Source organism: Pseudomonas sp. FW300-N1A1, assembly GCF_058789115.1.
On the sequence record NZ_JBYTBK010000026.1, the window covers coordinates 8972 to 29134 of the forward strand.

Below are 20163 nucleotides of genomic sequence, written 5' to 3' on the forward strand. Positions count from 1 at the left end.
TGTGCACTCGACAGGATTCGAACCTGTGACCGCTCGGTTCGTAGCCGAGTACTCTATCCAGCTGAGCTACGAGTGCATGTGTGCTTTTAAACCAGATCACAACTGATTGAAACAAGGTTGCCTGCATGACTGCAAACAACCCTTTAAATGGTGCACTCGACAGGATTCGAACCTGTGACCGCTCGGTTCGTAGCCGAGTACTCTATCCAGCTGAGCTACGAGTGCATTTGGTGCTGCGCATTATAGTCCGTCGAATCTTTTTTCCAAGCACTTTTTCTAGTAATTTCAACAACTTACCGAAGAAGCCTGATTACAACGTGCTAAACAAATAATGGCGGAGAACGGGGGATTCGAACCCCCGACACCCTTTTGAGGTGTACTCCCTTAGCAGGGGAGCGCCTTCGGCCACTCGGCCAGCTCTCCGCAACACGGGGCGTATCTTAACCAACCTTTTCCCCGTTTGCAAACATAAAAATCGATAAAAATTAATGAGTTGGTTCTTCGTCCTTCTCTTTCTTTATACGCAGGTAGATTTCCTCACGGTGAACCGCGACCTCTTTGGGTGCGTTAACGCCGATGCGCACTTGATTTCCTTTAACGCCGAGCACGGTTACGGTGATTTCGCCATCACCAATAATCAGGCTTTCTGCGCACCGACGAGTCAGAATCAGCATACCTTTCTCCTCACGCATTTCAGTTCAGGGACAACAGTCTGCAAAAAAAAAGCGCTCGACCTGCAACCGGAACGGTCGCAGCTCTTCACGCCTAAGTATTGACTAGCGCGCGCAAAAGAACAGGCTTGCGCGCGCCACTCAAAAAATAAAGGGCGCGGTCAGGCCGCGCCCTCCGGGCAACGCATCACTCGCCCTGTGGGGCCGGTGCGTCCAGCTCGAAGGCTGTGTGCAGCGCGCGCACAGCCAGCTCCAGGTACTTCTCTTCGATCACTACCGAGACTTTGATCTCCGAGGTGGAAATCATCTGGATGTTGATGGTTTCCTTGGCCAGGGCTTCGAACATGCGGCTGGCTACGCCTGCGTGGGAACGCATGCCAACGCCGACGATCGATACCTTGGCGATCTTGGTATCACCCACCACTTCACGGGCACCGATCTCGCGAGCGGTGTTTTCCAGCACGGCCTGGGCCGCCTGGTAGTCGTTGCGGTGCACGGTGAAGGTGAAGTCAGTGGTGTTATCGTGCGCAACGTTCTGCACGATCATGTCGACTTCGATATTCGCGGCACTGATCGGGCCGAGAATCTTGAAGGCCACGCCCGGGGTGTCTGGCACGCCACGGATGGTCAGCTTGGCTTCATCGCGATTGAAAGCGATGCCGGAAATGATCGGCTGTTCCATGGTTTCCTCTTCATCGATAGTAATGAGGGTGCCCGGACCCTCCTTGAAGCTGTGCAGTACGCGCAGCGGAACGTTGTACTTGCCGGCGAACTCGACCGCACGGATCTGCAGCACCTTGGAACCGAGGCTGGCCATTTCCAGCATCTCTTCGAAGGTAATCTTGTCCAGGCGCTGGGCCACGGACACAACACGCGGGTCAGTGGTATATACACCATCGACGTCGGTATAGATCTGACATTCATCAGCTTTCAGGGCTGCTGCCAGTGCCACACCGGTGGTGTCGGAACCGCCACGCCCCAGGGTGGTGATGTTGCCGTGCTCGTCGACGCCCTGGAAACCGGCGACAACAACCACGCGACCCGCCTTCAGGTCACCGCGAATCTTCTGGTCATCAATCTGCAAGATACGCGCTTTATTGTGCGCACTGTCCGTCAGAATCCGCACCTGGTTACCGGTGTAGGACACCGCTGGAATGCCACGCTTGATCAGCGCCATGGCCAGCAGTGCAATCGTCACCTGCTCACCCGTGGAGACGATAACGTCCAGCTCACGGGGAACCGGTTGATCCTCACCACTGATTTGCTTGGCCAGATCGATCAGACGGTTGGTTTCGCCGCTCATTGCAGACAGCACAACCACCAGGTCATCGCCGGCATCGCGGAATTTCTTAACCTTGTCGGCGACCTGCTCGATTCTCTCGACAGTGCCGACCGAGGTGCCTCCAAATTTCTGTACGATCAAAGCCATTTCAAAGCCGCCTCTGCCCATGAAGGGCGCCCAATAATCACTCAAACAGCTGCCTGGCCCGCCACTAGACTGCGGGCCAGACACTCTGCCTTATAAACCCTGCTCTACAAATGGAACAGTCAGGGCCAAGGCCGCGTCCAGTGCGCCAGCGTCAGTACCACCGCCTTGCGCCATGTCCGGACGACCACCGCCCTTCCCGCCCACTGCCGCAGCGGCTTGCTTCATCAAATCACCGGCTTTGAGTTGGCCAGTCAGGTCTTTGGTCACACCGGCAACCAGCACGACCTTTTCCTCATGGACACTGCCGAGCAGGATCACTGCGCGGCCGAGTTTGTTTTTCAGTTGATCGACCAGCGCCAGCAGCGCCTTGCCATCCTGACCGTCCAGACGCACGGCCAGTACTTTCACGCCTTTGACGTCCTGGGCAGAAGCCGACAGGTCGTCACCCGCCGCGCTGGCGGCCTTGGCTTGCAACTGCTCGAGTTGCTTCTCCAGCAGACGGTTGCGCTCAAGCACAGCCGACAGCTTGTCGATCAGGTTGTCAGGGCTTCCCTTGACCAGGTTGGCCGCTTCCTTGAGCTGCTCTTGCGCAGCGTTCAGGTAAGCCAGCGCCGCGGCACCGGTGAGCGCTTCGATACGGCGCACGCCAGAAGCCACACCGCCTTCGCTGATGATTTTCAGCAGGCCGATGTCGCCGGTACGGTTGGCGTGGATACCACCGCACAGCTCAACGGAGAAGTCGCCGCCCATGCTCAGTACCCGCACGTCGTCGCCGTACTTCTCGCCGAACAGCGCCATGGCGCCCTTGCGCTTGGCGGTTTCGATGTCGGTCTCTTCGGTTTCGACCTCGGAGTTCCGGCGAATCTCGGCGTTGACGATTTCTTCCAGCGCCTTGATCTGCTCAGGCTTGATGGCTTCGAAGTGGCTGAAGTCAAAACGCAGGCGCTGACTGTCGACCAACGAGCCTTTCTGCTGAACGTGGTCGCCCAGCACCTGACGCAATGCAGCGTGCAGCAAGTGAGTCGCGGAGTGGTTCAACGACGTGGCGTGACGCACCTCGGCGTCAACGTGGGTCTCGACCGGCGCACCGACGACCAGGCTGCCCGAATCCAGGATACCGTGGTGCAGGAAGGCACCGCCGGTCTTGGTGGTGTCACGCACGTCGAAACGCGCGCTGCCCGCCTGCAGGTAACCGCAATCGCCGACCTGGCCACCGGACTCGGCGTAGAACGGCGTCTTGTCGAGAACGATCACGCCCTCGTCACCTTCGCTCAATACGTCGACCGACTGGCCATCTTTATACAGCGCAACGATTTTCGCCAAACCACGGGTATCGGTGTAGCCGGTGAACTCGGTGGCCACGTCGACCTTGACCAGGGTGTTGTAGTCCAGGCCGAACGAACTGGCCGAACGGGCACGCACGCGCTGGGCTTCCATCTCGCGCTCGAAGCCTTCCTCGTCGATGGTCAGCTCACGCTCACGGGCGATGTCGGCGGTCAGGTCCATCGGGAAACCGTAGGTGTCGTACAACTTGAACACCACGTCGCCCGGCACTACGGTGCCCTTGAGTTCAGCCAGGTCCTGCTCGAGGATCTTCAGGCCGTGCTCCAGGGTCTTGGAGAACTGCTCTTCCTCGGCCTTGAGCACGCGCTCGATGTTGGCCTGCTGCTGCTTGAGCTCCGGGAAGGCTTCGCCCATCTCGGCCACCAGGGCCGCGACGATCTTGTGGAAGAAGCTGCCGGTCGCACCCAGCTTGTTACCGTGACGGCACGCACGACGGATGATCCGACGCAGGACATAGCCACGACCTTCGTTGGACGGCAGCACGCCGTCGGCGATCAGGAAACCGCACGAACGGATGTGGTCGGAGACGACCTTGAGCGAAGACTGGTCGTCATTGCTGCAACCGATAGCCTTGGCCGACGCGCTCAGCAGGTTCTTGAACAGGTCGATCTCATAGTTCGAGTGCACGTGCTGCATCACCGCGCTGATCCGCTCCAGGCCCATGCCGGTGTCGACCGACGGGGCTGGCAATGGATGCAACACGCCATCGGCGGTGCGGTTGAACTGCATGAACACGTTGTTCCAGATCTCGATGTAACGGTCGCCGTCTTCTTCCGGCGAGCCCGGTGGGCCACCCCAGATATCGGCGCCGTGATCGTAGAAGATCTCGGTGCAAGGACCGCACGGGCCGGTATCGCCCATGGTCCAGAAGTTGTCGGAGGCGTAAGGCGCGCCCTTGTTGTCGCCGATGCGGACCATGCGCTCGGCCGGGACGCCGATGTCCTGGGTCCAGATGTCATAGGCCTCGTCATCGGAGGCATAGACGGTCACCCAGAGCTTTTCCTTTGGCAACATCAGCACGCCGGTCAGGAAGGTCCAGGCGTAGGTGATGGCATCACGCTTGAAGTAATCGCCGAAGCTGAAGTTACCCAGCATTTCGAAAAAGGTGTGGTGACGAGCGGTATAACCGACGTTTTCCAGGTCGCTGTTCTTGCCGCCGGCGCGTACGCACTTCTGGCTGCTGGTGGCGCGGGTATACGCGCGCTTTTCCTGGCCCAGGAAGCAGTCCTTGAACTGGTTCATCCCCGCGTTAGTGAACAGCAGGGTTGGGTCGTTGCCCGGAATCAAAGAGCTGGAGGCTACACGGGTGTGGCCTTGCTCTTCGAAGAAGCGAAGGAAGGCTTCACGGATTTCTGCGCTTTTCATTAGGTTCTTCCACGGAGGCTGCGGCCAAAGGCCTGTGCGATTCGTCAACGGACGAAGCGACGGCAAAGGGCCGCATTATATCGGCCCTGCGCGCGCGGTACAGCGTGTTTATACGATAGAAACCGTCAATTGGACGGCCAGCATTGTCATTTACCGGAAAACTCGACGAATGTCGCGATCACCTGCTCGACCTGCGCCCGACTCACATCCATGTGGGTGACCATGCGCAACCGTGGCGCCGCACTGAGCTTTACCCCGCGCTCGCCGGCAAACGCCTTGATCGCGTCGGCTTTATCGCCCATCTGCACGTAAACCATATTGGTCTGTACCGGCTCGACGTCGTAACCGGCCGCACGCAGGCCCTCGGCCAGGAACTGCGCATTGGCATGGTCATCGGCCAGGCGCTGCACATGGTGATCGAGCGCATACAGGCCCGCCGCCGCCAGGATTCCGGCCTGGCGCATGCCGCCGCCGACCATCTTGCGCAAGCGCCGGGCCTTGCCGATCATCTCGGCCGAACCGCACAACACCGACCCCACCGGGGCACCCAGGCCTTTGGACAGGCACACGGATACCGAATCGAAGTGCCGAGTGATTTCCCGCGCATCAACTCCCAGCTTGACCGCCGCGTTGTACAGGCGGGCGCCATCCAGGTGCAGCAACAGCCCCTTTTCACGGGTAAAGCTTCGCGCCTGCTCCAGATACTGCAGCGGCAACACCTTGCCCTGCATGGTGTTTTCCAGCGCCAGCAGGCGGGTCCGGGCGAAGTGGAAATCATCCGGCTTGATGGCCGCCGTGACCTGAGCCAGGTCCAGAGAGCCATCGGCCTGCACCTCCAGCGGTTGCGGCTGGATCGACCCCAGCACCGCCGCACCACCGCCTTCGTACTTATAGGTGTGCGCCTGCTGGCCGACGATGTACTCATCGCCACGTTCGCAATGGGCCATCAAGCCCAACAGGTTGCTCATGGTGCCCGTGGGCACGAACAGCGCGGCGGCAAACCCCAGTCGAGCGGCCAACTCGGCTTCCAGGCGATTGACCGTCGGATCCTCACCATAGACGTCGTCGCCGGTGGCTGCCGTGGCCATTGCCTCAAGCATCCCTGCGGTCGGTTGGGTGACGGTGTCGCTGCGAAGATCAATAACGCTCATGAATCAGGCCTCGGAATAGGACGCGCGCGTCGCTGCAGATAGGAAAGATTGGCTACATGAAGGTTTACTGCGGCCATGCCCCCGATTAATCAAGGCTGGGCACAGGAAAAGGCGGTTCAAGCCAACGGAAAAACTGATGTATATCATCAGATAGCAGCGATGCGCAGCCCTGCGATATGTGTTAAAAACGCTTCGCCGCCAGAAAAACTGTCGGCAAACGTTCTCAGGGCGGGGTGCAACTCCCCACCGGCGGTAATTGCGCGCAATGCGCATAGCCCGCGAGCGCTTGATGTCACGCAGGCTTGGGCCGTGAGTGACGACAAGGTCAGCAGACCCGGTGTGATCCCGGGGCCGACGGTCATAGTCCGGATGAAGAGAGAACGGGATTGGCACCAAAGGGCCGTCCATGGCAACGCGCAGATACTGCACGTTCGACCTGCACGCACCCTGAATCCCTTTCGATTCATATCGCCCTGTTTTTTACTCAAACAGGAGTCAGAACAGATGCAACCCACCGCAATCGATAGCAAGAGCAAACACCATCAAGGCGAGCGCGTAGCGTTCATCCAGGCATGCTGGCACAAGGAGATCGTTGACCAAAGCCGCACGGGCTTCGTCAGCGAGATGATCGCTCAGGGCTATCAGGCATCGGACATCGACTTCTTTGAAGTCGGCGGCGCCTTCGAAATCCCGCTGCATGCCAAGCTGCTGGCCAAGTCCGGCCGCTATGCCGGCATCGTCGCGGCAGGCCTGGTGGTTGACGGCGGTATCTACCGTCACGAGTTCGTCGCCCAGTCGGTGATCAGCGGCCTGATGCAGGTTCAGCTGGAAACCGAAGTCCCGGTGTTCTCGGTGGTGCTGACCCCGCATCACTTCCATGCCGGCGAAGAACACCAGAAGTTCTTCTTTGAACACTTTGTACACAAAGGCCAGGAAGCGGCGAAGACCTGCGCCGATACGCTGCACAAGATGCGCGCCCTGCGTCGTAGCGAGCCACACGCGCTAGCCATCTAGTTGAATGATCGTTCCCACGCTCTGATCTGCACCCCAAAGGTCGGATCACTCTGCGTGGGAACGATCTGCTAGACCAGGCTTTCGTCGCCAGTCGGCACGATCAGGATGCCGGCGCGCAGGCCGTTCTTCACCTTGGGGTTGGGGAAAATGATCCGGGCGCCCTGCTCTTCGATGACCCAGCGGGTATTGGCAATGTCTTCCGCCAGTACATAGCCCACGTCCAGCTCAGAAAAATTCTCGATGTCCGCTGGCAAGTTGAGCCGGAAGCTGTCGCTGTGCTTGATGACTTCCCGTGCCACGCTGAACAGTTGCAAACCCTCCAGGCCTTCCTGCGCCATCGGCGGCTCGGTGCCTTCGATGATCTGCTTCAGGCGGGTTTCAAGGCGCGAAACGTTGACCCCTTCGTTCTGGCCGAACGGCCGGGCCTTGCCCAACTCCAGGGTGAAGGATTCGGCGTCCAGCTTGTCGTAGGTGTACGAGCTGAACACGATGGACGGTTTGTTCTGCAACAGCACCGCTTCCATCCCCGCCGCACGCAGACGGGCCAGTTCCCGACGGGAATGCTGGCGCCCCTCTTTCCAGGGGTACAACGCAAACTGTTCGATCTTCGAGCCGCGAATCGCGGTATGCAGATCGTAGTGCAAACGGTCGCGGTCCGGCAGGTTGAAAAAGCTCGCCGCCAGGCGCTCCAGCTCACAGGCGCGCAGCGCTTCGTAGCCACTGCTGAGTTCGTGACGGCCGTTGAACAGCCGGTTGACATCCTGCTCGATAAAACGCTCGCCGCGGCGCATGGCCTCGGGATTACCGAACAGGAACAGAATACGTGCACACGGCTTCAAGTCACCGCGGGCGATGTCGTGCAACAGGCGATCGAGCAATTCGATCGGCGCTGTCTCATTGCCGTGGATACCGGCCGACAACAGCAGGTCCAGGCCATTGTCACGCGCTTGGGGTGGGCGGACTTCCAACGCACCTTCACTCAGCCAGCGCATCCGCACGCCTTCGACAGTCAGTTGAGTTTTCTCCGCAGGTTCACGGCCGGCGAGGGTCAGTTCAAGCAGTTTGCCGAGGGCGAGCATAGAGCGGCTTCCTTAGTGATCGTGGTTGCAATCCGGACCGTGGACGTGATCCTCGTCATCACCGATTTCAGCTGGTTCCATCTCCAGTTGCAGACTTACCAGATTAGTCGCCAATGGGCGAAGCAGCAGGTTGGCGTATTCAGCATCGCCTTCTTCGACATCAACGCCGATCAGCAACTGGCCACGGCCGTCGTGTTGAATCCACAACTCCTTGCCTTGCCACATCACCGCCACGCGGGTGCAGGAGGTTTCCAGTTGAGTGCCGTCGGTGTCTTCAAGGATCAGCTTCAGGGTATCGCTCATGTTTACGCTCTCATCTGGAGATATAGCGGCGCGCCCTGCTCGTTGGGAGCAGGGCGCGGGCTTTCAATTGATCTGGAATGGATAAACCGCGCCCAGTTTAAGGATTTGCGTCAGTTCATCCAGTGCCGTCCGGCACTCAAGCAACAATTGTGGGTCCGCCAGATCGTTTTCGGTCATGCGGTCACGGTAGTGCTTTTCGACCCATTGGGTCAGCGAGCCGTACAACGGCGCCGTCATGATAACCCCTGGGTTGACCGCCGCCAGCTCGGTTTCGTTGAGCGCGACACGCAGTCGCAGGCACGCTGGCCCGCCGCCGTTCTGCATGCTCTGCTTGAGGTCGAACACCTTCACCTCGCGGATCAGGCCGCCGGAGCTGGTCAGGGTCTGCAGGTACTGCCAGACGCGTTCGTTGTTCTGGCACTCCTGCGGCACGATCAACAGCATCGAACCATCGGCGCGCGACAACAACTGACTGTTGAACAGGTAGGAGCGTACGGCGTCTTCGACCGACACTTGCGAGCGCGGCACGCAGATTGCCTTGAACTGACCGCCCCGCTTGGCGAGCTTGGTCGACAGCTCGGCCAGCATCTGTTCGGTATCGAGGAACGCGTCCTCGTGATAGAACAGCGCCTCACCGTTACCCACGGCGATCACGTCGTTGTGGAACACGCCCTGGTCGATGACCGATGGATTCTGCTGGGCATAGACCACGCCGTCATCGCTCAGGCCGTGCAATCGGGCCACTGCTTGCGACGCTTCCAGGGTCTGACGGGCCGGGTACTTCTGCGGCGCCGGATAACGGGTATCGAACGCACTGCGACCGAACACGAAGAACTCGACACCGGCTTCGCCGTAATCACGGCAGAAACGCGTGTGGTTGGCCGCGCCTTCGTCACCGAACTGAGCGACAGCCGGCAGGGCCGCGTGGTGAGCGAAATGCTTCTGGTCAGCGAACATCGCCCCTAGCACACGGCTGGTGGTCGGGTGTTCGATGCTGCGGTGGTATTTGCAGTTGAGGTTGGCGGCGGTGAAGTGCACACGACCATCGGCGGTGTCGGCACTTGGGCTGACCGTCGCGGCGTTGGCCACCCACATGCTCGATGCCGAGCAACTGGCAACCAGCAACGGCATCGCCTGCTTGGCCGCCTGCTTGATCACCTGTGCGTCGGTACCGCTGAACCCCAGGCTACGCAGGGCGCCGACATCCGGACGCTCCTGAGGCGCGAGTACGCCCTGGACAAAGCCCATGTCCATCAGCGCTTTCATTTTCGCCAGGCCTTGCAGCGCCGCTTCCTTGGGATTGGAAGATTGCTGGCTGTTGCTCTGGGACGCAACGTTACCGTAGGACAGACCGCCGTAGTTATGGGTCGGCCCCACTAGACCGTCAAAATTGACTTCACAGGATTTCATCAGCGAGGCTCCACGAATCTGTTTTTTATAGGCTTGAGTAACTGTTCAGTACAACCGCGTCGCGGCCTTCGCGGGCAGGCTTTACTGCATCCGCACGCCCGGTGTCAGGGCCGCTGGTAGCGTCAGGCTCGGGGTTTCCAGCGAGGCCACCGGGTACGCGCAGTAGTCCGCTGCGTAGTAGGCGCTGGCGCGATGGTTGCCCGAAGCACCCACGCCACCGAATGGCGCGCTGCTGGCAGCACCTGTCAGCTGCTTGTTCCAGTTGACGATGCCGGCACGGCTTTCCAGCCAGAACTGCTGGTAACGCGCTTCAGAGTCCGACAACAGGCCTGCGGCCAGGCCGTATTGGGTGTCGTTGGCCTCGGCAATCGCCGCCTCGAAATCAGCATAGCGAATCACTTGCAGCAACGGACCGAACAGCTCTTCATCGGGACGCTCCACCACTGCGGTCACATCCACGATACCCGGTGTCAGCAAGGCGGCATTCGCCTGTGGCTGAGTCATTGCCAGCAATGTGACAGCGCCATTGGCCAGCAGGTGCGCTTGCGCATCCATCAGTGCCTTGGCCGCTGCCAGCGAAACCACCGAGCCCATGAACGGTGCCGGTTGTTGATCGAACGCGCCGACTTCAATCGTTGCGCTGACCGCCACCAGGCGCTCCAGCAGCGTGTCGCCCCATGCACCTTGCGGGACCAGCAGGCGACGAGCACAGGTGCAGCGTTGACCGGCGGAAATGAACGCGGACTGGATGATGGTGTACACCGCGGCATCGAGATCAGCCACCTGATCGACCACCAGCGGATTGTTGCCGCCCATTTCCAGCGCCAGGATCTTGTCCGGACGACCGGAGAACTGCGCATGCAGATGATTGCCGGTGCGGCTGGAGCCGGTGAAGAACAGGCCGTCTATTCCCGGATTGGCGGCCAGCGCGATCCCGGTTTCACGGGCGCCCTGCAGCAGGTTGAGGACGCCTGCCGGCAGGCCGGCTTCGATCCAGCACTTGACCGTCAGTTCGGCGACTTTCGGTGTCAGCTCGCTGGGCTTGAACAGCACGCTGTTACCGGCCAGCAACGCGGGCACGATGTGACCGTTAGGCAAGTGACCGGGAAAGTTGTAAGGCCCGAACACCGCGACCACACCATGGGGCTTGTGACGCAGCACTGCCGTGGCATCGCCCAGTGGGCCGCTCTTCTCGCCGGTACGCTCACGGTAGCTCTGCACCGAAATGGCGATCTTGTTGACCATGCTGGTCACTTCCGTCGCCGCTTCCCACAGTGGTTTACCGGTTTCTTCGCCGATGCAGTGGGCCAGTTCGTCCGCGTGGTTCTTCAGGCTGGCGGCAAAGGCCTCCAGCACGTCGATACGCTCTTGCAAGGTACGCCTGGCCCACGCCGGGAACGCTTGACGCGCAGCTTGCACGGCGCTTTCAACCTGAGCGGCGCTGGCGCCCTGCCCCGACCACAGCACTTGCTGGGTCACCGGGTTCAGCGATTCGAAGGCATCGCCCTGACCGGCCAGCCACTCACCTGCGATATATAGCGAATTCATTATTTCGACTCCCGGGCAGCAGACAACGGCACGGCACGAACCTGGTCGCCGGCGTTGAGTTGAAGACGTTTGGCGGTCAGTGGATCGACCACCAGGGTACCGGCCGCCAAGCGCGCTGGCGCGGCGGTGATCCGGCAGTCTTCGCGCTTGCGGTTATGCATCAGGAATGGGGTGGCGTCATCACCGGGGGTACCGATGGCCAGCACCAGCGCCTGGCTGTCGCGCACTGCACGAATCTTGCCGGTTTCGCACTCCACGGCCGGGCCTGCGTCGAAGATGTCGACATAACCCTGGTAGCTGAAGCCTTCGCTCTTGAGCATGGCCAGCGCAGGCTCGGTGTCCGGGTGGACCTGGCCAATCACGCGGCGTGCGTCCTCGGAAAGAAAGCAGGTGTACAGCGGGAATTTCGGCATCAGTTCGGCGATGAAAGCCTTGTTGCCCACGCCCGTCAGGTAGTCAGCCTGGCTGAATTCCATCTTGAAGAAGTGTCGACCCAGGCTTTCCCAGAACGGCGAACGGCCCGCGGCATCGGACACACCGCGCATCTCGGCAATGATCTTGTTGCCGAACAGCTGTGGGAACTCGGCGATGAACAGCATGCGCGCCTTGGCCAGCATGCGCCCGTTCAGGCCGGTGCGGTAATCGGCGTGCAGGAACAACGAACACAACTCGGAATTGCCGGTCAGGTCGTTGGCCAGGAACAGCGTCGGGATTTCGCGGTAAATGTTCAACTCTTGCGACGCGCTGACGGTCAGGCCGACCCGAAAGTTGTACCAGGGCTCACGCAGGCCGACGGCGCCAGCAATGGCGGAGATCCCCACCACGCGGCCGTCGTCGTCTTCGAGCACGAACAGGTAGTCCGCGTCACCGCGCTCAGCTTCACCACGGAAGGTCTTTTCCGCCCAGCCAACCCGATGCGCCAGGCGCTCTTCGTTGGCCGGCAAGGTAGTCAGGCCGGTGCCGGTGCTGCGGGCCAGGTCGATCAGAGCGGGTAAATCGCTGCTGCGTACGGGACGAACGATCATGCTATCTCCTCAAACGGGTAGCCGGTAACGGCCACCCGTGAAACTCGCTGTTTTCCAGGACTCTTTCCAGGCAGGGCAGCAGGCGTTAAACCGCTACCAGGCGCACGCTGGCACCTTCACCGACACCCAGGGCTTCGGCGGCTTCCAGATCCAGGGTCACGGGCTTGCCCGGCGCATAGTCCAGCTCGAGCATGACGGCGCGGTAGTCCTGCAACTGGGCATTGGCCACCAGGTACTGACGACCGGCGCCCTTCACCGGCTCGCCGATCTTCACCGGCACCACACGGCTCTGGGCAATCGAGCGGATGCCCGAGACGCGCGCATGCAGGGTCGGGCCACCGTCGAAGATGTCGATGTAGTGATCGGTCTCGAAGCCTTCACGCATCAGGATGTCGAAGGTGATCTGCGCCCGTGGATGCACCTGGCCCATCGCCTCCTGGGCGGAATCCGGCAGCAGCGGCACGTAGATCGGGTAATGCGGCATCAGCTCGGCCAGGAAGGTCCGGCTCTTGAGCCCGCACAGACGTTCGGCCTCGGCGTAGTTGAGGTCGAAGAAGTTGCGACCGATGGCATCCCAGAACGGCGAGTCGCCATTCTCGTCGCTATAACCGACGATCTCGGTCACCACCGAGTCAGCGAAGCGCTCAGGATGGCTGGCAACGAACAGCAAGCGACCGCGGGAGTTGAGTTCCGACCAGGCCGACCCCACCAGCTCCGGCAGCACGTAGAAACTGGTCAGCAGGCTATTGCCGGTCAGGTCGTGGCACTGGGAGAGCACATGGATCTTGTTGTGGATCTTCAGCTCGCGGGAGGCGTGCACGAAGGTTTCATTACGGAAGCTGTAGAACGGCTCGGAATAACCGGCCGAGGCCACGATGGCCGAGCAACCCACCAGCTTGCCGGTGGCGGTGTCCTCCAGCACGAAGAAATAGCTTTCCTCACCGTTGAAGCTGACTTCGGCTGCAAACGATGCTTCGCTTGCGGCGATCTTGTCGCTCAGGCGTTCAACGTCGTCCGGCAAGGAAGTGACACCAATCGGGCTGTCCGCAGCCAGACGCTGTACCTCGCCCAGATCAGCCATTTGCGCAGGGCGCATCACCAGCATGGTGTCACTCCTTTATCCAGAAAATTACAGGAAAAAAAGCCGGGCCGGCCTTGAAGACACTGTGGGAGCGGGCCCGGCATGAAATTCGGTACGACGCCTGAAGGGTCAGGCGTCGAAGGGCCTATCAGGCTTGTGTCAGTTTTGCAGCAGCACGTTCGAAGCGGTCCAGACCGGCATCGATGTCGGCATCTTCCACCACCAGGCTCGGAGCGAAACGCACCACGTCCGGGCCGGCTTGCAGGACCATCAGGCCTTCTTGTTCAGCGGCATTGAAAATGTCCTTGGCCTTGCCTTTCCAGGCATCGCTCAAGACGCAACCGATCAACAGGCCCATGCCACGGACCTTGGTGAACAAGCCGTACTTCTCGCCGATCTGCTCAAGACGGGCCTTGAACTTGTCGTGCTTGGCGTTGACGCCAGCCAGCACTTCAGGGGTGTTGATCACGTCGATCACGGCTTCCGCGACCGCGCACGCCAGCGGGTTACCGCCGTAGGTGGTGCCGTGGGTGCCGACGACCAGGTGTTTGGACAGGTCTTCGGTCGTCAGCATCGCTGCGATCGGGAAGCCGCCGCCCAGGCTCTTGGCACTGGTCAGGACGTCCGGGATCACGCCGTAATGCTGGTAAGCAAACAGATGGCCAGTACGGCCCATGCCGGTTTGCACTTCGTCGAAAATCAGCAGCGCGTTGTTCGCGGTGCAGAGTTCGCGAGCACCTTGCAGGTATTCGAGTTCTGCCGGGATCACACCGCTTTCGCCCTGGATCGGCTCCAGCACCACCGCGCAAGTCTTGTCGGAAATGGCAGCTTTCAGCGCAGCCAGGTCGTTGTACGGTACGTGGGTGATACCGGTGATTTTCGGACCGAAGCCGTCGGAGTACTTCGACTGACCACCGACGTTCACGGTGAACAGGGTGCGGCCGTGGAAGCTGTTGAGCGCGGCGATGATCTCGTACTTCTCGCTGCCGAAACGGTCGAAACCGACACGACGGGCCAGCTTGAAGGCGGCCTCGTTGGCTTCGGCGCCGGAGTTGCAGAAGAAGGCGCGGTCGGCAAACGTGGCGTCGATCAGCTTATGGGCCAGACGCAGTGCCGGCTCATTGGTGAACACGTTGGACACGTGCCACAGCTTGTTCGCCTGCTCGGTCAAGGCACCGACCAGCGCCGGATGCGCGTGGCCCAATACGTTAACGGCAATCCCGCCGGCGAAGTCGATCAGCTCGCGACCAGACTGGTCCCAAACGCGGGAACCGGCGCCACGCACAGGAATGAATGCGGCAGGCGCATAGTTGGGAACCATTACCTGGTCGAAATCGGCGCGTTTTACCGCAGCGTGCTCAACGGACATCGGAGTCTCCTGATGAGAAACACCCGCCTGAAACTGGCGAGCGATGGGGGGATTGTAAGGACAGTTTCGAGCTTGGCCTTGCCGCCAAGCGACAACTTCTTATAGCGCAAAACCCGCTTTTGACCGGGTTTACGGCAATGCGACAAATAGCGTCGCAAAGGCGCAGTTTAAACTGCCGCGCAGGTTAGAGGCAGGGTTACCGGGATTTGATTTCGAGCCGTGTGTCCGCCCGTAATTATGTACCGCACCCTGGCCGTTGCCCTCTGATCTGCTTGGCACTCTTTAGACAGCCAAGGATGAGCACGATGTCATTACCTGAAGGACAACACCCCGCAGCCACACTCAACACCCAGCACTCAGAACACCCAGACAGCCACTATCTCCCCCTCAGAAACGCCGTTCCCGACTGGCTCGCCAAGGCATCATCCGCGAGGCGCCAGGCCCTCAAGCGCACACGACCACAGTTGCTCGACCGCTTGACCACGGCACCGGCCGACCAGCATACCGAGCTCAACGCTCTCAACGCCGCACACTGGAGCGCACAAAATGCTGTGGACCAGGCGCTGGAACGCCTGCAAGACGTCAACAGCTTCGCCGAACCCTTACTCAGGAATGCGCTGAAAACCCGCTTCAACCTGGAGGTGGACGTCAAGAAAACCTTCTTGCGCCTGTATATCCCCGCGACAATCCCCTGGTTCCCGATCAAGTCTGGAGCCGCCCGGACCTGGACGGTTTCGTTACTGGACGCGGCGCTGCACAACTTTGAAAGCAAAGAAACCGAAGCCGACGCCTACGAACCTGACTCAACTTTCATCACTGAACCCTCGGCCACCGGGCAATTCACCATCCTGCCCGAATTCAAGGCAACGATCGGCATCCCGGCATTTACCCGACTGTGCCGGGAACTGGATATTGGCGCCCAGTACAAGACTTACCTCGAAGACAACCTGGGCGTCTCCAACCCGGTTGTGACCACCCTTCTCCAGCCCAAGGTCATCCAGAGCCAGAAAGCCGCACTAATGGCGGCGCTGAAATTTGCACAGATGAACGGCAATATTCAGGCGGATTATTTCCTGTTGATTCAGGGGCTGCTCGAGGGCTTGCAAGGCATGAGGCTGGACGGTGAGACGTTGCTTTGTCACGACCTCAGCATAATGTCCTCCGAGCTCACCGGCATCGTGCTGTTTGCCCCGAACCTTGAGCAGAGCCGCAGGCCGGTGCGAGTGGTGGCCTATGTCCCGGATGATCCCAATCACCCGATCAAGGAGTACCCCTCGACCTCTGACTTCATGCAAGCGCTGACGGAACAACTGCGCGATGCCGACTATCAGACATTCTTCAGCCGGTTCGTTGCCCACGAACATCGAGGCTATTTTTTTGGCAATCTCGCCAATCGGCTCACGCAAGTCACCTGGCATCAACACCAACAAGGCGACCCGCAAGCCTCATGGCGCGAATCCGCCATCGACAATCCCGACCTGCAGTTCTCCGCTACCCCCATCAGGCGCACGCTGTGGCAGCACCTCTACCAGGAAAAACTGAACAAAATCCTCAATGATGCAAGGGTCATCGCCGTATCGACCGCAACAGCCGATCAGAAAGCCCGTTGGGCGCTGTGGGACTCTTTCGTCAACATCGCGACATCGATCCTCGAGATCGCGGTGCTCGTGGTAACCCCCTTCGTACCTTTTGCGGGGGGATTGATGATGGCCTACATGGCCTATCAGTTACTGGACGAGACATTCGAAAGTATCATTGACTGGACCCAAGGCCTGAAAAGTGAAGCCTTTGAGCATTTCATGGGTGTGGTCGAGTCGCTCATCCAACTGGGTACCTTTGCCGTGGGTGGCATGGTCGCGGCGGGCGAATTCCGCACTCTGCTGCCCAAGGAAATTGTTACCTTCATCGATCAATTCCAAACGGTCTCGGCACACGGCGGCAAAACCCGCTACTGGCAACCCGACCTCAGTGCCTACGAGCAGAAAGTCGAGTTGCCAGCAGGCTCGAAGCCTGACGCCCAGGGCATCTATCGGCATCAAGGCAAACGCATTGTGCGCATCGAGGACAAACACTACGCCGTGCAGTCAGCGAGCGACGCGGACAGCCATTACCTGCAACACCCCAACAGACCTGACGCCTATCAGTCACCGCTGAAACACAATGGCTCAGGCGCATGGAAAACCGAGCTTGACCAACCGCTGCATTGGGACAAGACAAAGCTGGCGCGCCGTCTCGGCCACAAGGCTGATGCCTTCACTGATCTTGAACTTGACCAGGCCCTGCACATCAGCAACACCCATGAAGACGTTCTGCGCAAGATGCATGTCCATAGCGAGTCTGAACCGCCCCTGCTGACAGACACCCTTGAACGAATGCGAATTGAAAAAGATATTCAGAACCTGATCAATCAGCTCAACAGCGACGACCCTCTGGAGTATCGCAAAGCCGATCCGCAAGCCCAGTTGCAATTACTGACGAGCTACGGTCTTTGGCCAGAAACAAAAGCGCTACGCTTTCTCAATACAGAGGGAGAGTCGGTCTGGGAATACTCCGCGAAGGAGCACCTGCCAGTCGTACAGATACACGAGGCCCAACTGCGTAATGGCGACTTGCTTAAAACCGTACTGGAGAGCCTTGACCAGAGTGAAATCAAGAGCATATTCGGTGAAAACTTCGGCGATCCGCCAATCAACATCGATGTTCGCGTTGGAAGCCTGAGCAAAAAACTCGGGCAAATCGCCGAAGACAAACGCGCCTCGCTTTTCGAGTCACGCTACAGGGGACAGGAGGCCACACAGCCGCCTCATGTCCAGACAATCATTAAGGCGGCACCGGAACTTCCCCTGAGCGTTGCCCGGGAACTACTGAGCCGGGCCAGCGGCGATGAGCTTAAAGAAATCGATCGCGGGCATCTGCCAAAGCGTCTGGTGGACCTTGCACACCAGGCCAATGAAGAGGTGCGCGTGACACGCGCGTATGAAGGGCTTTATCTGGATTCGCCAGACTCGGCGGACACCAAAACGCTGGCGCTGCGCTCGCTCGAACGATTACCCGGCTGGTCTACCGACGTGCGGATCGACGTTCATGACCAAACCTTTGACGGCCCACAGGTCGACAGCATAGGTGACGTCCAGACCCCAATCCGCAAAGTACTGGTGCTGACCAGCGATGGCCGCTACCAGGCCTACGACGCCGAAGGCCAGGAGCTGTCTGGTGCCACCGACCTTTACTCCGCCACATTGCAAGCCTTGCCGGACGCCCAGCGAAACAGCCTGAACATTCATATTGGCCAAAACACCAAACTGGAGCAGGCAATCCGAGACAACCCCCTGGAACGAACCGAGTTTCGAACAGTCCTTTCACTCCCACCCGCACCCGAACCGATCATTGAAACCCTGCGCTTGCTAGGGGCCGAAGGTTACAGCCGCAGTTCCGGCGGGCAGCCACGCACACTGGAAGATCGAGCGCGGGAGCTTTATCCCAGTCTTTCCCCGGAAGCTATCCAGACCCTGCTTCAACGACTGCAAAGCCACCCCAATGGCCCGCGCGCGGAACTCTCACGCCTGCGCAACGAGTATTACCAACTACAGGATGACCTGCATATCTGGGCCAATAACCCGCCCGCCGTGCACCCGATAACCAACGTTGCACTCAGCGAACAGGAGTTACTGATAGAAACACAAAACCGCCGATTGCTCAGGGAGCAAATACTCCGCTGCTGGCGCCGGGAGACCGCGCTCTTTGATGATGCATTGGGAACCGAGAGCGGGCATGTTTTCGAATTTTCCCAGCCGATCATCGGCGATCTCCCCATCCTGAGCGCCGACTTCAGCCATGTTTCCTCCATTTCGCTCCAGAACAGCGCGAGCGCACACTCCATTGGCCCTTTCCTGGAACGCTTCCCGGGTCTGCGCCGGCTGGGGCTGCGCAACTTTACCCTGCTGGAACTACCGCAGCCGATCAATGCACTGCCGGAACTCGAGGAGCTGGTACTGAGCGATTGCGGCCTTGTACTCACCGCCGAAAGCCAGGCAACACTGTCATCACTGAGCAAGCTTTCCGTTCTGGACCTGTACAACAATCCATTGGGGCTCACACCCAGCCTGGCAGCCATGCCTGAACTGACCTACATCGACCTTTCCAACACCGGAATTTCCAGAATTCCCGATGGACTGGTGAATCACCCTCGCATTCAAACAGCTCTTTTCAATGACAACCAGATCACCGAATTGCCCGCGGCCCTCTTCGATCTTCCCGGCAACATCAGTGAAGGATTTGATTTTGGCAACAACCCACTGTCCCCGATCACCCGTGAACGTGTAAAGATTCACTACAGCCGGACCGAGAAAGACTTTGGGGTCTATGCCGAACAGGCCGATATCGATCGAGCCAAAGCCCTGTACCCCAGCCTGGACAATGAAGAGGCCAGTGATTTCATCTATCGCTTACCCGGAACACTGACAGACGGTCGAGCCGACCTTTCACGTCGCGAGCTTGAGTTCACCAGACTCCGTAACGACCTGAGTCTATGGACGGCCGATGTGCCCGACACCCACACCGTTACTGGCGCCCCCATGACGGCCGACGAGCTGTTTGCCGAGCAGGTAAAAAGAGATGAATTCAAGCAAAAGCTGGAACAGTGCTGGCGCCAGATACCGATCGAGAGCATAGCCGTCAGCGAGTATGGTTTCACCTCACACCTGGCAATCATGGGCGACTTGCCGGTGCTGACAGCGGACTTCGGCCATGTGCCAGAAATGTACCTGACGAGCGTAGGAGACATTGCCCCGCGAATCAGCCGATTCCTGGAAGCTTTTCCGAACCTGGACAGCCTGACCGTGCGCGGATACCAGCTGGACAACATCCCCGATGGCGTCTTCAGAATGAGCAGGCTGACGGCACTGAGCCTGCCTGAGTGCAGCATCACCCTGACTCAGGAAACCGTCGATGCATTGGCGGACATGGATCGTCTTGACCACTTGAATCTGCGGGACAATCCGCTAGGCCTTAGCCCCGACCTCAGCCTGATGACGGATATCTCATCATTGGACCTTAGCCATACAGGCATCACCGAGATCCCTAGAGGAGTGTTGAGCATCAACAGCTGGACGGATGTCGACCTGAGCTACAACGCCATTACCGAGATGCCCATCGAGCTCATGGAGGTCGATCCCGGTGTCGGTGAAAGCTTTGACTTCAGTGGCAATCCATTCACCGAACAAAGCATGCAACGCATCGCCGCTTACTACCACGCAACCGAAAATGACCTGGGGTTCGAGCAAACCGACCTACCCGCCCCCATTGATCCGGCGCCTGTTACAGATATTGAAGCCTGATTACTCCCTATTGGGTCAGGTCATGGGGAGCTCTCGCT

At 59.5% G+C, this 20163-nt stretch carries 13 protein-coding genes, 3 tRNA genes and 1 riboswitch; of the genes, 2 read left to right on the top strand and 14 right to left on the bottom strand.

Going from position 1 to position 20163, the window contains the following annotated elements; all coding sequences use genetic code 11:
- Nucleotides 1–2: 2 nt before the first annotated feature.
- From AC3WQN_RS17430 to ltaE, 7 genes are all read right to left on the bottom strand, one after another.
- Nucleotides 3–76, bottom strand: a tRNA-Arg gene (locus AC3WQN_RS17430).
- Between the two features lie 72 nt (nucleotides 77–148).
- Nucleotides 149–225 (bottom strand) — tRNA-Arg (locus AC3WQN_RS17435).
- Between the two features lie 107 nt (nucleotides 226–332).
- Nucleotides 333–423, bottom strand: a tRNA-Ser gene (locus AC3WQN_RS17440).
- Nucleotides 424–485: 62 nt separating this feature from the next.
- Nucleotides 486–674, bottom strand: a complete 189-nt coding sequence (gene csrA / locus AC3WQN_RS17445) for a carbon storage regulator CsrA (RefSeq protein WP_010226667.1) — start codon at nucleotides 672–674, stop codon at nucleotides 486–488.
- A gap of 184 nt (nucleotides 675–858) precedes the next feature.
- Nucleotides 859–2100, bottom strand: a complete 1242-nt coding sequence (locus AC3WQN_RS17450) for an aspartate kinase (protein ID WP_095083544.1) — start codon at nucleotides 2098–2100, stop codon at nucleotides 859–861.
- Between the two features lie 90 nt (nucleotides 2101–2190).
- A complete protein-coding gene (gene alaS / locus AC3WQN_RS17455) occupies nucleotides 2191–4809 on the bottom strand; it encodes an alanine--tRNA ligase (protein WP_103400390.1) in 2619 nt (872 codons plus the stop codon).
- A gap of 146 nt (nucleotides 4810–4955) precedes the next feature.
- Nucleotides 4956–5960 (bottom strand): low-specificity L-threonine aldolase, encoded by a 1005-nt coding sequence (ltaE, locus tag AC3WQN_RS17460; protein WP_103400389.1) that lies wholly within the window; start codon nucleotides 5958–5960, stop codon nucleotides 4956–4958.
- Nucleotides 5961–6175: 215 nt separating this feature from the next.
- A riboswitch (FMN riboswitch) is annotated at nucleotides 6176–6346 on the top strand.
- A 118-nt stretch (nucleotides 6347–6464) separates the two neighbouring features.
- Between ltaE and AC3WQN_RS17465 the strand changes: the two genes are divergently transcribed.
- Complete coding sequence (locus AC3WQN_RS17465) at nucleotides 6465–6974, top strand: 6,7-dimethyl-8-ribityllumazine synthase (protein ID WP_103400388.1); 510 nt, start codon at nucleotides 6465–6467, stop codon at nucleotides 6972–6974.
- Nucleotides 6975–7042: 68 nt separating this feature from the next.
- Here AC3WQN_RS17465 and astE read toward each other — a convergent pair whose 3' ends face one another.
- From astE to AC3WQN_RS17500, 7 genes are all read right to left on the bottom strand, one after another.
- Nucleotides 7043–8053 carry a succinylglutamate desuccinylase gene (gene astE / locus AC3WQN_RS17470; protein WP_103400387.1) on the bottom strand — a complete coding sequence of 337 codons (1011 nt, stop codon included), beginning with the start codon at nucleotides 8051–8053 and terminating at the stop codon, nucleotides 7043–7045.
- Nucleotides 8054–8065: 12 nt separating this feature from the next.
- Entirely contained in the window at nucleotides 8066–8356 is a 291-nt protein-coding gene (locus AC3WQN_RS17475; protein ID WP_103400386.1) for a topoisomerase II, read from the bottom strand.
- 63 nt (nucleotides 8357–8419) lie between these two features.
- Nucleotides 8420–9766, bottom strand: a complete 1347-nt coding sequence (astB, locus tag AC3WQN_RS17480; RefSeq protein ID WP_103400385.1) for an N-succinylarginine dihydrolase — start codon at nucleotides 9764–9766, stop codon at nucleotides 8420–8422.
- 81 nt (nucleotides 9767–9847) lie between these two features.
- Nucleotides 9848–11317: a succinylglutamate-semialdehyde dehydrogenase gene (gene astD / locus AC3WQN_RS17485; RefSeq protein ID WP_178081905.1), complete on the bottom strand. Its 1470-nt coding sequence runs from the start codon at nucleotides 11315–11317 to the stop codon at nucleotides 9848–9850.
- Nucleotides 11314–12339 carry an arginine N-succinyltransferase gene (gene astA / locus AC3WQN_RS17490; RefSeq protein ID WP_095149168.1) on the bottom strand — a complete coding sequence of 342 codons (1026 nt, stop codon included), beginning with the start codon at nucleotides 12337–12339 and terminating at the stop codon, nucleotides 11314–11316. Before astA ends, astD begins: the two co-directional genes overlap by 4 nt.
- Before the next feature lie 85 nt (nucleotides 12340–12424).
- Nucleotides 12425–13444, bottom strand: a complete 1020-nt coding sequence (gene aruF / locus AC3WQN_RS17495) for an arginine/ornithine succinyltransferase subunit alpha (protein WP_095083564.1) — start codon at nucleotides 13442–13444, stop codon at nucleotides 12425–12427.
- A gap of 124 nt (nucleotides 13445–13568) precedes the next feature.
- Complete coding sequence (locus AC3WQN_RS17500) at nucleotides 13569–14789, bottom strand: aspartate aminotransferase family protein (RefSeq protein ID WP_103400383.1); 1221 nt, start codon at nucleotides 14787–14789, stop codon at nucleotides 13569–13571.
- A 305-nt stretch (nucleotides 14790–15094) separates the two neighbouring features.
- Here AC3WQN_RS17500 and AC3WQN_RS17505 point away from each other — a divergent pair, with 305 nt between their 5' ends.
- The gene (locus tag AC3WQN_RS17505) at nucleotides 15095–20125 is read left to right on the top strand and encodes a dermonecrotic toxin domain-containing protein (protein WP_103400382.1); all 5031 of its coding nucleotides are present in this window, start codon (nucleotides 15095–15097) and stop codon (nucleotides 20123–20125) included.
- Nucleotides 20126–20163 lie beyond the last annotated feature (38 nt).

What these genes read in the sequence shown, in the direction of transcription:
- ltaE (WP_103400389.1), bottom strand. Translation starts at nt 5,960, where the DNA reads ATGAGCGTTATTGATCTTCGCAGCGACACCGTCACCCAACCGACCGCA.
- AC3WQN_RS17475 (WP_103400386.1), bottom strand. Translation starts at nt 8,356, where the DNA reads ATGAGCGATACCCTGAAGCTGATCCTTGAAGACACCGACGGCACTCAA.
- AC3WQN_RS17500 (WP_103400383.1), bottom strand. Translation starts at nt 14,789, where the DNA reads ATGTCCGTTGAGCACGCTGCGGTAAAACGCGCCGATTTCGACCAGGTA.
- astE (WP_103400387.1), bottom strand. Translation starts at nt 8,053, where the DNA reads ATGCTCGCCCTCGGCAAACTGCTTGAACTGACCCTCGCCGGCCGTGAA.
- AC3WQN_RS17465 (WP_103400388.1), top strand. Translation starts at nt 6,465, where the DNA reads ATGCAACCCACCGCAATCGATAGCAAGAGCAAACACCATCAAGGCGAG.
- AC3WQN_RS17505 (WP_103400382.1), top strand. Translation starts at nt 15,095, where the DNA reads ATGTCATTACCTGAAGGACAACACCCCGCAGCCACACTCAACACCCAG.
- AC3WQN_RS17450 (WP_095083544.1), bottom strand. Translation starts at nt 2,100, where the DNA reads ATGGCTTTGATCGTACAGAAATTTGGAGGCACCTCGGTCGGCACTGTC.
- aruF (WP_095083564.1), bottom strand. Translation starts at nt 13,444, where the DNA reads ATGCTGGTGATGCGCCCTGCGCAAATGGCTGATCTGGGCGAGGTACAG.
- astB (WP_103400385.1), bottom strand. Translation starts at nt 9,766, where the DNA reads ATGAAATCCTGTGAAGTCAATTTTGACGGTCTAGTGGGGCCGACCCAT.
- astA (WP_095149168.1), bottom strand. Translation starts at nt 12,339, where the DNA reads ATGATCGTTCGTCCCGTACGCAGCAGCGATTTACCCGCTCTGATCGAC.
- alaS (WP_103400390.1), bottom strand. Translation starts at nt 4,809, where the DNA reads ATGAAAAGCGCAGAAATCCGTGAAGCCTTCCTTCGCTTCTTCGAAGAG.
- csrA (WP_010226667.1), bottom strand. Translation starts at nt 674, where the DNA reads ATGCTGATTCTGACTCGTCGGTGCGCAGAAAGCCTGATTATTGGTGAT.